Genomic DNA, 12,948 nt, shown 5'->3' with positions numbered 1-12,948 from the left:
GTGACCCGGGGCGTTACGCGAAGGAGATCAGGAACGCGGTCCCCCCGGACCGCTCGACGGACAGGTGCCCGCCCAACTGCTCGGTCAGGATGCCGACCAGCCGCAGCCCGAGGGACGGCGCGCGGTCGATCGCGAAGTCGGGCGGCAGCCCCACCCCGTCGTCCGACAGGGCCAGCGCGAACCGGCCGCCGGCCGTGCGGAGGGCCACGCGGACGGTGCCGCCGCGGCCGTCCGGGAACGCGTACTTGAGCGCGTTGGACACCACCTCGTTGACGATCAGCCCGCACGGGACGGTCTTGTCCAGCGGCAGCGGGTCCGGGCCGATGTCCAGCTCGAGCCGCACCCGCGCTGCGTCCACCCCGTACACCCGGAACAGGTACGAGCACAGCTCCCCGAAGTACCGCCCGGGGTTCACGCGGGCCAGGTCGTCGGACCGGTACAGGGCCTCGTGGACGAGGGCCATCGCGCGGACCCGGTTCTGGCTCTCCGCCAGCACCGCCGCGGCAGCCGGGTGGGTGACCCGGGCCGCTTGCAGGTGCAGCAAACTGGAGACCACTTGCAGGTTGTTCTTCACCCGGTGGTGGATCTCCTTGAGCATCGCCTCCTTCTCGCGGAGCGACGCGAGCGTCCGCTCGTCGGCCCGTTTGCGGGCAGTGATGTCGTAGCTGACGCCGGCGAGCCGGGCCGGCCGGTCGCCGCCCGCGGGCACCGGCGCGCCGGTGCCGCGGACCCAGCGCTCGCCGCCGTCGGGCCGGCAGATCCGGAACTCGATGTCAACGTCCGCTCCGGCCCGCGCGCCGGCGAGCGCCTGCTGGACGCCGGCCCGGTCGTCCGGGTGGACGCGGTACAAGAAGGTCTCCAGCCGGCCGTCGAACTCGCCCGGGGCGAACCCGAACAGGGCCTGCTCGCGCTCGTCCCAGGTGAGCCGGGGCGGCTCCAGCTCCCACTCCCAGGTGCCCATCCGCCCGGCGTCCAGGGCGAGCCGCAGCGACTGCTCCTTGAGCCGCAGGGCCTCCTGGGTCCGGACCTGCTCGGTCACGTCCTGCGCCATCGACAGGATGCCGAGGAACGTGCCGTCGGGCCGGCGGAGCGGGGTGTTGTACCACTCGCACAGGATGACCGCGCCGGACCGGGTCACGTTGCGGTTGATGCTCCGCGCGGCCAGGTCCCCGGCGAGCAGCCGGTCCCGGACCGCGGCCACCTGGGCGTGGGCGTCGGGCGGCACCAGGTCCATGAGCGGGCGGCCGAGGATCTCGTCGCGGGTGTACCCGAAGATCGCTTCGGCGGCCGGGTTCCAGTCGGCGTACCGCAGCTCGGCGTCGTACAGCACGTAGGCCAGCGGCAGCCGCTCGATGTGGAGCCGGAGCCGGGCCAGCGACTCGTCCCGCTCGGCCTCGGCCCGCTTGCGGGCGGTGACATCGGTGTTGGTGCCGCTCAGCCGCAGCGGCGCCCCGTTCGGGTCCCGCTCGACCACCGCGCCGCGGCTCAGCACCCACACCCACGAGCCGTCCGCGTGCCGCATCCGGAACTCGACCGCGTACCCGCTCGATTCGGGGGCGTGCAGCGCGGCGCGGATGCCCGCGAGGGCGGGGGCGAAATCGTCGGGGTGGCACAGTTCCTCCCACTGCTCGCGGGTCATCGGCACCGGCGCCCGGCCGAGCATCTCGTACCACCGGGGGCTGTAGTAAGACTCGCCCGTTCGGTAGTTCCGCTCCCACACGGCGTCGCTGGTGGCGCTGATGGCCAGGGCCAGCCGGCGCTCGCTCTCCCGCAGCGCGTCCTCGGCCCGCTTCCGGTCGGTGATGTCGAGCACCGAGCCGATGTACCCGAGGAACTCGCCGCCCGCGCTGCGGCGCGGGGCCGCCGAGTCGAGCACCCACCGGTACGCCCCGCCCCGGTCCCGCAGCCGGTAATCGGCGGCGAACCGCGCGCCAGTCGCGTTCGCCGCCACGAACGCCCGCTCCACGGCCCCGCGGTCGTCCGGGTGGACGGCGTCGAGCCAGCCGAACCCGTGCCCCGCGCCGGCCCCCTGCCCGGTGAACTCGTGCCACGACTGGCTCAGGAAGGTGCACCGCCCGTCGGCCTCGGTCACCCACACCATGACCGGGGCGTGGTCGGCCATGTTGCGGAACCGCTCCTCGCTCTCCCGCAGCGCGTCCTCGGCCCGCTTCCGATCGGTGATGTCCAGCGCGGTGCCCACCATGCGGACCGCGGTCCCGTCCGCCGCGTACCGGAACTCGCCGCTCCCGAGCACCCACCGCACCGACCCGTCCGGGAGCACCACCCGGGTCTCGCTCGTGAACGGGCGGCGGGCCTCCTGCGCCGCCCTCATGAGGGCCTCGACGTGCCCCCGGTCGGCCGGGTGGAGCCGGTCCGTGAAGTGGTTGAACCGCACGGGGAAGTGGTCCCCGGGCGGGTACCCGAACAGCTCGTAGTGGGTGCCCGACCACACCCCCCGGCCGGTCCGCAGGTCCCAGTCGAACGTGCCCATCCGGGCCGCCGCCAGCGCGAGCCGGAGCCGCTCCTCGCTGGCCCGTAGCGCGTCCTCCGCCTCGTGGGCCTCGGTCACATCCAGAACGGCCCCGATGGTGCGGTCCGGCCGGCTGCCGGGGCCGGTCCCGACGAAGGTGGTCTGCGCGCTCCCCCGGACCCAGCGGACTCGGCCGTCGGGGCGAACGATCCGGTACTCGCACGAGAACATTCCGCTCCCGGCCGGGTCGTGCGCGCGGGCGGTTGCCGCGAGGAGCGCGGCCCGGTCGTCCGGGTGGACCTGCTCCCGGGCGACCTCCAGGTCCGGTTCCCGGTCCGCCGGCCAGTCGTGGATCTCGCACACCCGCGGGGACCAGTAGAGCGCCCCGGTCCGGTGGTCGTGGTCGAACACCCCGAACCCGGTCAGCCGCGCCGCCTGCCGGAGCCGCTCTTCGTTTTGCCGCAGGGCGTCCTCGGCCCGCTTCCGGTCGGTGACATCTTGGAGAAACCCTTCGAGGTAACAAACGGCCCCGTCCGGGCCGCACACCGCCCGCGCGTCCAACCGCACCCAGATCGGGGCTCCGTCCCGGCGCCGCCCCTCGCACTCGAAGCCCGACACCTCGCCGCTCGCGCTCAGCCGCCGGAGGAACTCGGCCCGGTCCCGCGGGTCCGCGTACAACTGTGTGCTGATGTCGGTCACGCCGGCGATCAGGTCCGCGGCCGAGGCGTACCCGAAGGTGCGAGCGAGGGCCGCGTTCGCCGCCAGGTACAGGCCCTCGCGGGTGGACCGGAACACGCCGATCACGGCCCGCTCGAACAGGTTGGTGTACTCCTCGGCGATGCGCCGCCGCTCGTCCTCGGCGCGCTTGCGGTCCGTCACGTCGAACGCGGCCAGCGCGACCCGCTCGACCGGGGCGCCGGGCCGCACCGCCACGGGCGAGAGCGTCGCGGTGTAGGTGCGCGGGGTCCCGTGACCGTCCGGCGCGGTGAAGTGGAGGGCGGTGGCCGCGCGGCCGGTTGCGAGCACGTTCGCCGTGGCCGCCGCGATCGGCCCCCGGTCCGATTCGGCCAGGAAGTCGGTGAGCCGGCGGCCCAGGACATCCGCGGGGGCGCGCCCGGCCGACGTGCGGGTCACGTACTGAATGACCCCGTCGCGGTCCAACTCCACGATGTGAACGTGGGCGTTGGCCGTCAGCGCCTCCAGCCGGGCCGCCTGCGCCCGCACCTGCTCCTCGACGCGCTTCTCGGCCGTCACGTCGGTCAGGAGCCCGTTCCACACGACCCCCCCGGTGCCGTCGGCCGGCGCCGGAACCGCGCGCCCGCGGACCCACTTCACGGCGCCGTCCCGGGCGGTCACGCGGAACTCCGCGGCCCACGGGGCGCCGGCCTTCTGGGCGGCCGTGAAGGACGCCGGTATCACCGACCGGTCGTCCGGGTGGACCGCGCCCCAGAGGAGTTGCGGGTCGGCCTCGACTTCGGCCGGTTTGGCCCCGATTAGGTCACGCACCCCGGCGCTCACGAACGCGAACCGTTCGGTTCCGCCGGACGTCTGGACGTACTGGAACACGACACCGGGCACCACATCGGCGACCTGATCGAACCGCCGCCGGGCATGCACCAGCGCGGACTCGGCCCGGTGCCGCTTGGCCCGCTCGTGGGCCAGGGCCAGAACGGCGCGGGCGTCGCCGGGGGCGTCGCCGCGGAGCCAGGACGCGAGCCAGGTGAACGCGAACCGGAACGGCCGGCGCCGGGGAAGGCCGATCCGGAACGCCGCGCCCGTTTCCGAGGGCTCTCGCTCCACCCGGGCCGCCGCCAGCCCGAAATAGACCGGCAGCGCGGCGAGCGCCCGCCCGACCACGTCCCAAAACTGGCCCGGCGGGCGCTTGCGGCCCGTGCGCGGGGTGATCGTGAGAAGGAGCTCGCGCGCCCCGATTCGCGTCAGGTGTGCGTCGAGGCACGGGAACAGGTGCTTCGCGGCCCCGTCGCGCGGGTCGGCGAGCCACTCGTAGTAACGGGCCGGGTTCGCCCGCCGCCCGGCGGTCAGCAGCAGCGGACGCAGGTACGGCGAGTCGCCGAGCGCCGCGCCCAACTCTGCGGCCTGTTCGGAAGTGAGTTCGGCCGCACAGTTCCGGACGAACGCCAGGAACTCGCCCCACGAAATCATGCCGGCCGGGTCGAGCAGGTCGCTGAGCGTGCGGTTGAGTCCGCGGGTGAGTGGCTCCGTGGACCGCCCCGCGCGCCGGACGTGAGCGAGCACGCCGCCCACCACCCGGCACGACACGTCCTCCGGCGCGTGGACAGGGGTGGGCATTGAGACTTTAAAACATCAATGAGCCGGTTCGCACGGCACCGGCGGCTATGTGCGTTGCGGGCGTGACCGCACCTATTGTAGCAGTCGAGCCGCAGGCACATGGAACAGAAACGTGCGAGGCCGGCTTCGTAATCGCCGACGCCCGCACGGACCCGCCGGAATGCGCGTTTCGCGCGGGGGCTATTTGGTTCCGATCGCCCAGAGGTGTCCGTACCCGCGGAAGTAGATCCGCCCGTCGGCGACCGCCGGGCCGGCGAAGATCTTGTCCGGGAGGGTGTTGGTCGCCAGCTTCTTGAAGTCCTTGCCGGCCGCGATCACGTCCGTGGCTCCTCCCTCGGACGTGACGTAGATCTTGCCGTCCCCGGCAACCATGTTGGCCCAGTGCGAGCCCCTCGACAGGTTTTCCTTGTAAAGGACCTTGCCGGTTTTGGCATCCAGCGCCCAGAACGGGCCGTGCCCGGTGATGTACACGATGTCGTCGATCCGCACCGGGGCCACCACGTCCGGCGTGCGGAAGTTGGTGCTCGCCGGGACCCGCCACAGCTCCGCGCTGTTGTCGGGGCTGATTTCACCCTTCGCCCCGACCGGGTTGATGCCCACCGTCGGCCCCTCCTTGCACGACGGCACCACGATCAGGTCCGGGGTAATCAGCGGGTTGGACACGAACCGCCAAGCGCGGTGCGTGGTCGGGTTCAGCCCGCTGACGCGCCACACCTCCGTGCCGTCGTCGAGCTTGTGCGCGGTACAGAAATCGTTGCCGTGCGCGATCAGGAGCGGTCCGCCTTCACCCTCCCAGATGAACGCCGAGGCGTACACGTCGGGGCTCTCGCCCTTGCTGTAACCCGGGCGGTCCTTTTTCCACACTTCCTTGCCGGTGACGGCGTCGAGCGCGACGACCAGTTGCGCGCCGCGGTGCATCACCTGCAGGTACAACTTCCCCTTGTACTGCGCGGGGGTCCAGTGGACGCCGAACTGGATGTTGAACTTGCCGTACTTCTGGAGGTCTTCTTTCCAGACTTCCTTGCCGTCGGTGGTGAAGCAGGCGAGCGAGCCGTTGCCGGCGAACGCCCACACGTGCTTGCCATCTGTCGAGCAGGAGGCGGACGCGTCCGACACGTCGGCGCCGGACGGGTTTCGGTACCGGGTCTTGCCCGTCGCGGAGACCGGCTGCCGCCACTTCTCCTTACCGTCGGTGCCGACGCAGAGCAGGACGATGTCGTCGCCCGCGACGGACGTGAGGAAGATCTGGTTGGCCCACACGACTGGGGTGCTGGCGCCCATACCGGGCATCGGCAGCTTCCACACGACGTTCTTGTCGGCGCCCCATTCGGTCGGCAGGTTCGTCTCGGCGGAGCGGCCGTCGTTCTTCGGCCCGCGCCACTGGGGCCAGTTGTCGGCGCTGGCACCCGCCGCGCACGCCGCGGCAAGGAACGTGGAAAGGAGTAAGCGGTGGTTCACGGTGGGGGTACCTCGGCGCGGAAGTTTGCGGCAGGCTTGGAAAAAGCGTACCGAAATCGCCCCGGCGCCGCAACGCGCCCGCGTCCAAGAGCCGCAAACGTTGGAGGTCGGTTGGCGATGCGGCCTCGACCTGGGCCGTTCGCGCCGGGCGCGTGCCCGCTCCCCGGCGCTGTAACGGGGGTTACAGTGCCGACTGGCGGACTCCGACTGGCCTGCGGCGGGACATCTGCTGGTGCGAGAGCTGGTCACGGACTGGCGATTCGCTGGGTGATCGCTACCACCGAATCACGCGCTCCGAGCCCCAGCTTGCCCCGCCGGAGCGAGCCGAGGCGGCTCTGGCGGTGTTCGGGTGATGGGATGTAACATTTTGTGGTGAATTTGATTGCGGCCGATTGGCTTGACGTAATGAGCGTCGCGTCGGACACGGGATCGCGGTTCCGATTCGTTTCGTAGACCACGATTCGGACTTATTGGAAGTGCCGCGAGACGGAAATTGGGGTTGGAAAGGCGTGTTGCGGAAGCCGAATGCAAGCGGCGCCCGGCCCGCCGGCGTGGTATACAACAGCCCGTGAAGTTCAGGCTCAACCGAGTGGGGGCGTACCGTGGGCGTCGTGGTTCAGAAGTTCGGCGGTTCGAGTGTTAAGGACGCCGAGAGCGTGATGGAAGCGGCGCGCAAGGCGATCCGGGCCAAACACGCTGGCAACAGCGTCATTGTGGTGGTGTCCGCGCAGGGCAGCACCACCGACGACCTGATCGCGAAGGCCGCGGAGATCACCTCCGAGCCGTCGGCCCGCGAGATGGACATGCTGCTCGCCACGGGGGAGCAGATCAGCATCGCCCTCACCGCGATGGCGATTCAGGAACTCGGCGAGCGGGCGGTCAGCTTCACCGGCCCGCAGGTGGGCATCGTCACGGACAGCACCCACCGCAAGGCCCGCATCAAGAAGATCGACACGCAGCGGCTCTGCGAGGCGCTCGACAGCGGGCACATCGTCGTGCTGGCCGGGTTCCAGGGGATCGACGAGCAGGGCGACATCTCCACCCTGGGCCGCGGCGGCAGCGACACCACCGCCGTGGCGGTGGCGGCGGCGGTCAAGCTCGCGGGTTATGAGGTGGAGTGCGAGATCTACACCGACGTGGACGGCGTGTACACCACCGACCCGCGGATCGTGCCCGACGCCCGCAAGATGGACGCCATCAGCTACGACGAGATGCTGGAGATGGCCAGCATGGGCGCCGGGGTGATGCACTCGCGGTCCATCGAGTTCGCGAAGAAGTTCGACGTGCCGCTGATGGTGCGGAACGCGAAGTCCGACGCCGTCGGCACCTGGATCATGCCCGAGGCGCCGTGGATGAGCGAGATCCCGGCCTGCGGGGTCGCTCTGGCGGCCGACGAGTCGCGCCTGCTGCTCGAAGGCGTGCCCGACCGGCCCGGGGTGAGCCACCGCATCTTCGCCGCGCTGGCGGACGCCAACATCGCGGTGGACATGATCGCACAGAGCGTCGGGATCGGGGGCAAGGCGACCATCGGGTTCACCGTGCTGAACACCGAGCTGGACCGCACGAAGAAGATCCTGGGGCCGATCGTGGGCGAACTCGGGGCGACGCTCAACGAGACCGGCAAGGTGAGTAAGGTGTCGGTGGTGGGGGCCGGGATGCGGGCGATTTCGGGCGTCGCCGAGCGCATGTTTCAGGCGCTGGCGGCCGAGGGCGTGAACCTCAAGATGATCACCACCGGCGACATCAAGATCAGCGTGCTGGTGGAGGAGGACGGCGCGGCCGAGTCGGCGGTGATCGAACCGGGTCCGGCCGAGCCGATCAAGAAGGCGCACCTGGAGAGCAAGAAGGCGGTCCGCGGGCGCCGGGCCTTGCGGGCGGTCCACGCGGCGTTCGCGCTGGCCCAGCCGCGCAAAGGCGCGGGGGCGCAGCCGGCGGCGCACGGCGAGTTCAGGCCGCGGCCCGCCCCGCTCGTGCTGCCCGCGAAGACCGAGCGCGAGGCGGCCATCGCCCGGCTCGCCGGGATGGAAGACGTGCTCGTCAGCGGCGTGCAACTCAACAACGAGCAGAGCCGCGTCACCATCTACGACCTGCCGGACCAACCCGGGAACTGCTCGAAGGTGTTCAACGCGGTCGCGACCGGCGGCATCCTGGTGGACATGATCGTCCAGAACCAGAGCGGCCCGGCGAAGGCGGAACTGTCGTTCACCGTGCCGCGCGCGGACCTGACCCGAGCCCTGAAGCGCACGCAGGACGTGGTGCGCGAGATCGACCCCGGGTGCCGGGTGGTGGGCGACGGCGACATCTCGGTGCTGTTCGTGCTCGGGGTCGGGATGCGCACCCACACCGGGGTGGCGAAGACGATGTTCGGGGCCCTGGCCGCGAAGGGCATCAACATCGCGATGATCAACACCAGCGAGGTGTGCGTCGGGGTGGTGGTGGAACGCGCCCGTGGCGAGGAGGCGCTCGCGTGCCTGACCGAGGCGTTCAAGCTGGGGTGATGCATTCCCACTGAAGGCGCCCGCCATTTTTGACCCGGCGCGAGTCCTGTTCTAGTTCTTCCAACACTGTCGCGGAGGGTCGCACTTGCTTGCGATACCGCGACGCGGGAGCATGCGACGCCCGCCCCGCATCTTCTCTCACCGAGCCGCCCGATGGCCGCACCCAGCTACCGGTTCATGTTTTTCGCCGCGTGCGTGCTCGCCGCGACCGCCGGGGCTCTGGCCGTGGTGTACCACGGGCGGTGGCAGGACGCCAGCGCCGAGGTGGAGAAGCGGAGCGAGGTGAACCCGTTCGCTATCTCGCTCACGAAGGCCAGGGACCGCGAGTACACGTTCACGGTCGAGAATTACGGGTACACCTACCGCGGCACCTCGGGGAACTTGATCGACGACGCGGTGCTGGCGTTCGGCGCGTGGGAGAAGCACATCCTGTTTTTCCTTGACGATTACGTCAACGCCACCGGGACGCGGGACCGGGTGTTCGTGGACGTCGGGGCAAACACCGGACAGTACGTGCTGTTCATGGCCCCGCGGGTGAAGGCGGTCCACGCGATCGAGCCGTTCCCGCCGGTGCTCAAGGCGCTGCACGCGAACCTCAAACTCAACCCGTTCACCAACGTGACCGTCCACGAGGTCGGGCTCGGGGAGCGGGAAGCGACCATCCCATTTTTCGAACCGGCCGACGACGCGCATCAGGCCGGCGGCTCGTTCCGCGGTGAGGGGCACGAGGGGCACGGGCAGAAGCGCGGTGCCGACCTGCGGGTGGTGCCCGGCGACGCGCTGCTCGCGGGTACGGGGCCGATCGGGGTCATGAAGATCGACATCGAGGGGTACGAGGAAGCCGCCCTGAAGGGGCTGCGAAAGACCCTGGAAACGCACCGCCCGCTGGTCGTGCTCGAGGTGTCCACCGCGCCGGCCGGGACCATCGGATCGCTCGAACAACTGAAGGCCCTGTTTCCGGACCGGTACGAGTGCTTCGTGCTGGCGGAGAGCGAAAAGCAGTTCGTGAACGGGCGGTACGAGGTGAACGAGTTCGCTCCAACGGCGGCCGCGTTCTTCAAGGCCGGCGGGCAGCGGAACTTGGTTATCGTACCGGCCGAGCACGCCGCCAAGATGCCGCGCCGTCGCTCCAACTGACGGACGGCGCACCCGAACGGTCCTGGTCACTCCCCGCCCTTGGGCTTGGGGGGGGGCGCAGTCATCGAGCGGCGGCGGAGCGGTTGCCCTCGCGCAGTCACCCCTTGTTCTTCGCGTCGGGCACGACGGTCGGCAGTTGATCGGCCGGCAGGTCCTTGAATTCGATCTTGATGCCGCTGACCGGGTACACCTTGCCCTGTTTGTCCTTTCGCCCGATCAACCGGATGCGGGTGTCGCCCGCCTTTTCCGCGATGTACCCGTCGGTCTGCCAGCCGCCCACGACCGCCTTGACCTTCGTCGGGTCGTACCGTCCGCCGTAGCAGATCGGGAAGGCATTAGGTTGTAGTCCCCCCGAAGGTGACGGTGTAGGTGATGGTAAAGTTGTCGCCCTCGGGCGGGTTCGGCGGCCCGCGCAGGTCGAGGACCAAGCCCGAGGGCTTGGGATCGTCGGCGCGCACCGAGGTCGTCACGCTGAGCGCGAACCGCAGCAAAAAAGGAATCGTGAGGGCTCGCATTGAAGAACGCCACTGCGGTTGTAGGGTCGAGCGTCAGAGTCGGTCAACGTGAACGCCGGTAGCGCGCGGAGACTGCTGCCCGGCCCCGTGACATTGAACAGGAAGCGGCCGCGCCGACGAGCGATTCGCGCCAGCGCGGTCGGAAGTGTCGAAGCTTACTAGTTGACCGTTTCGGTTTGGAAGTTGGGGACCGAAGAACCGGTTGCCCCGCGATACCTGTTAACTTTGGGCACGTAGGAGATTAACGGTGATGTAAAAAAGGCGAGCGGCGCGCCGCTCTTTCGGTGTTTGGATGCGGGATCGGTCGGTTAGCTCAGATCGAACAGGATCACCTCACCGTTGCCGGTCACGGCCACGTCGCGCTCGTTTTCAATTGCCACGGCGTCGCCCGCGACGAGTTCGGCCCCGTTGACGGTCGCCGTCCCGGTGGCGACGTGGACGAACGCGGCGCGGCCGGTGGCCAACTCGTGACGCACACCCTCCCCGCGCAGCTTGGTCTGGTACACGCGGGCGTTCTGGTGAATCGTCAGCGAGCCGTTCGCCCCGTCCGGGGACGCCACCAGCGCCCATTTGCCGCTCTTATCGGCGTCGGTGAACACCTTCTGCTGGTACCCGGGCTTGTGCCCGCGGCGGTCCGGCAACAGCCAGATCTGAAGCAGGTGGACGGGCTCCTCGTCGGACGGGTTGAACTCGCTGTGCGTTAACCCGGTGCCGGCCGTCATCGCCTGCCACTCGTTGGCCCGGATCACTTCGCCGTTGCCCATGCTGTCGGCGTGCTCGAGCGCGCCCGACAGCACACAGGTCAGGATCTCCATGTCGCGGTGCGGGTGCGTGGGGAACCCGCCGCCCGGCGCGACCCGGTCGTCGTTGATGACCCGCAGCGCGCGGAACTGGTGGTGCTTCGGGTCCTGGTAGTCGCCGAACGAGAACGTGTGCCGGCTGTCGAGCCAGCCGCCGTAGCGCGTGACCCCGCGGTCGGTCCCTTTACGAATCGTGAGCATTGGTGAACCCAGTGGCGCCCCGAGGTCAGGTGGGGCACCAGGGGATACCGCGGGCCGAGGTGCGACTTTCAGACCGGCGCCGGACCGCTCACGGCCCGTGTGCCCCGTGGGAGGGGTATTACGGGTGCCGTGTGCACGGCGACGGCTACTTCGTGACCTTGAACAATTGGGTGCCGGTACGGATGTAGAACGCGCCGTCAGCCGCCGCGACCCCGTACACGATCGGGTCGCCGTACTCGCTGCCGGGCGCGTCTTTCTTGCCACCGGCCGGCGCCGGCTTGGGCTTCGTTTCCCACAGCTTGTTCGACGCGACCTGATCGAACTCCTTGCCGGCTTTCAGCACGCTAGTAGTGCCGTCCTTGCCGAAGAAGTACACGTGCCCGCCCGCGCCGACCGGCGAGGCCCAGCACGCGCCGTCGGTGCGCTCGGCGAACAGCTCCTTGCCGGTCGCGAGGTCGTGCGCGTACACCACGCCCACCTGGTTCACAAAGTACGCGACGCCTTCGTACCCCAGCGGGGTGGCGTAGTTCGAGACGCCCGCCTTTGCGGCCCACGCGGGTTCAAACGTCGGCTTGCCGTCCTTCGAGACCAGTTTCAGGCACCCGTTGCTCTTCGCCCCGGCCGGCGATTCCTCCTTCGACCGGCTCGTGCCGCCGCCGAACAGCACCCGGTCGCCAATCACCGACGCCGACGGGATCGTGTTCCCGACCACGTTGTCGAGCTTCCACAGTTCCTTGCCGGTGTCGGCGGCGTAGCCGATCACCGTGCCCGCGCTGCTGGCGATCAACTCGGGGCTCCCGTTCCGGGTGGCGACGACGGGAGACGCCCAGCCGCCCTTCTGCTCGCGCCCCACCTTCCATTTGTTTTCGCCGTTCGCCTTTTGGGCCGCCAGCAGGTACGACGGCCCGCGGTGGTCGATGAGAACGAACACGGCGTCCTCGGTCTGTGCCAGCGAGCTGCCGATCCCGTGACCGCCCTGGAACTCGCCGTACTCCTTCACGAGGTCGCGCGCCCAGCGCATCTTACCGGCGTGGGTCAGCGCGATCAGGTTCCCGCCCTCGAAGAAGCAGTACACGCCGCCCGCGTCGACGCACGGCGTCGGGGCCGCACGGCTGATCGTGTACCCCCACTTTGCTTTCTGGGTGGGCTCGAACGTGTGCCGCCACTTTTCCTTGCCGGTCTTGGCGTCGAGCGCGACCACGTACCCCTTGTCGCGGTTCTCCCCTTCCACGGCGGTCAGGTAGACGGTGCCGTCCCACACCACCGGAGAGGACTGACCGTAGCCGGGCAGGTCTGCGGTCCACGCGATCCCGCCTTTGGGACCCCACGTGGTGGGGTACGCGCCGTTGGCGATGGATTCGCCGGTGCCACGGAAGCCGGGCCAAGCATCGGCCGCCGGGGCGGACAGTACGGTCGAGAGTGAGAGCGTGAGTACGAGTGCGGCGCGCATGAGCGCCCTCCGATGAACGTTTCGCTGCGGTCGGCGCAGCGCGGCGGTAGGATAGTAGCTGTCTGGATAACTTGGTTATGCTAAATTGGACGAGTTGAGCGTCGTGCTG

General features: G+C 69.8%; 8 protein-coding genes. 2 read left to right on the top strand and 6 right to left on the bottom strand.

Annotated elements, in window-relative coordinates; translation table 11 throughout:
* Positions 1-13: 13 nt before the first annotated feature.
* Both R5W23_RS16555 and R5W23_RS16550 read right to left on the bottom strand, forming a co-directional pair.
* Positions 14-4,780 carry a PAS domain-containing protein gene (locus R5W23_RS16555; RefSeq protein ID WP_320687254.1) on the bottom strand — a complete coding sequence of 1,589 codons (4,767 nt, stop codon included), beginning with the start codon at positions 4,778-4,780 and terminating at the stop codon, positions 14-16.
* 180 nt (positions 4,781-4,960) lie between these two features.
* Entirely contained in the window at positions 4,961-6,238 is a 1,278-nt protein-coding gene (locus R5W23_RS16550) for an outer membrane protein assembly factor BamB family protein (RefSeq protein ID WP_320687253.1), read from the bottom strand.
* A 602-nt stretch (positions 6,239-6,840) separates the two neighbouring features.
* Between R5W23_RS16550 and R5W23_RS16545 the strand changes: the two genes are divergently transcribed.
* Both R5W23_RS16545 and R5W23_RS16540 read left to right on the top strand, forming a co-directional pair.
* Positions 6,841-8,736 (top strand): aspartate kinase, encoded by a 1,896-nt coding sequence (locus R5W23_RS16545; RefSeq protein WP_320687252.1) that lies wholly within the window; start codon positions 6,841-6,843, stop codon positions 8,734-8,736.
* Positions 8,737-8,889: 153 nt separating this feature from the next.
* Complete coding sequence (locus tag R5W23_RS16540; protein ID WP_320687251.1) at positions 8,890-9,873, top strand: FkbM family methyltransferase; 984 nt, start codon at positions 8,890-8,892, stop codon at positions 9,871-9,873.
* 97 nt (positions 9,874-9,970) lie between these two features.
* On the opposite strand, the gene R5W23_RS16535 is transcribed toward R5W23_RS16540, so the two are convergent.
* From R5W23_RS16535 to R5W23_RS16520, 4 genes are all read right to left on the bottom strand, one after another.
* Positions 9,971-10,153: a hypothetical protein gene (locus tag R5W23_RS16535; RefSeq protein WP_320687250.1), complete on the bottom strand. Its 183-nt coding sequence runs from the start codon at positions 10,151-10,153 to the stop codon at positions 9,971-9,973.
* A gap of 55 nt (positions 10,154-10,208) precedes the next feature.
* Positions 10,209-10,388, bottom strand: coding sequence for a hypothetical protein (locus R5W23_RS16530; protein ID WP_320687249.1), 180 nt, complete (start codon positions 10,386-10,388; stop codon positions 10,209-10,211).
* Positions 10,389-10,696: 308 nt separating this feature from the next.
* Complete coding sequence (locus R5W23_RS16525; protein WP_320687248.1) at positions 10,697-11,389, bottom strand: pirin family protein; 693 nt, start codon at positions 11,387-11,389, stop codon at positions 10,697-10,699.
* A gap of 145 nt (positions 11,390-11,534) precedes the next feature.
* Positions 11,535-12,839, bottom strand: a complete 1,305-nt coding sequence (locus tag R5W23_RS16520; RefSeq protein ID WP_320687247.1) for an outer membrane protein assembly factor BamB family protein — start codon at positions 12,837-12,839, stop codon at positions 11,535-11,537.
* Between the last annotated feature and the right edge of the window lie 109 nt (positions 12,840-12,948).

Source organism: Gemmata algarum, assembly GCF_034097035.1.
Classification (GTDB): domain Bacteria; phylum Planctomycetota; class Planctomycetia; order Gemmatales; family Gemmataceae; genus Gemmata; species Gemmata algarum.
Note: the sequence above shows the minus strand (reverse complement) of the source record. Positions and strands in the feature narration are given on the sequence as shown.

Coding starts and splice junctions, on each gene's coding strand:
- R5W23_RS16555 (WP_320687254.1), bottom strand. CDS start 4,780: ATGCCCACCCCTGTCCACGCGCCGGAGGACGTGTCGTGCCGGGTGGTG.
- R5W23_RS16540 (WP_320687251.1), top strand. CDS start 8,890: ATGGCCGCACCCAGCTACCGGTTCATGTTTTTCGCCGCGTGCGTGCTC.
- R5W23_RS16530 (WP_320687249.1), bottom strand. CDS start 10,388: ATGCGAGCCCTCACGATTCCTTTTTTGCTGCGGTTCGCGCTCAGCGTG.
- R5W23_RS16525 (WP_320687248.1), bottom strand. CDS start 11,389: ATGCTCACGATTCGTAAAGGGACCGACCGCGGGGTCACGCGCTACGGC.
- R5W23_RS16520 (WP_320687247.1), bottom strand. CDS start 12,839: ATGCGCGCCGCACTCGTACTCACGCTCTCACTCTCGACCGTACTGTCC.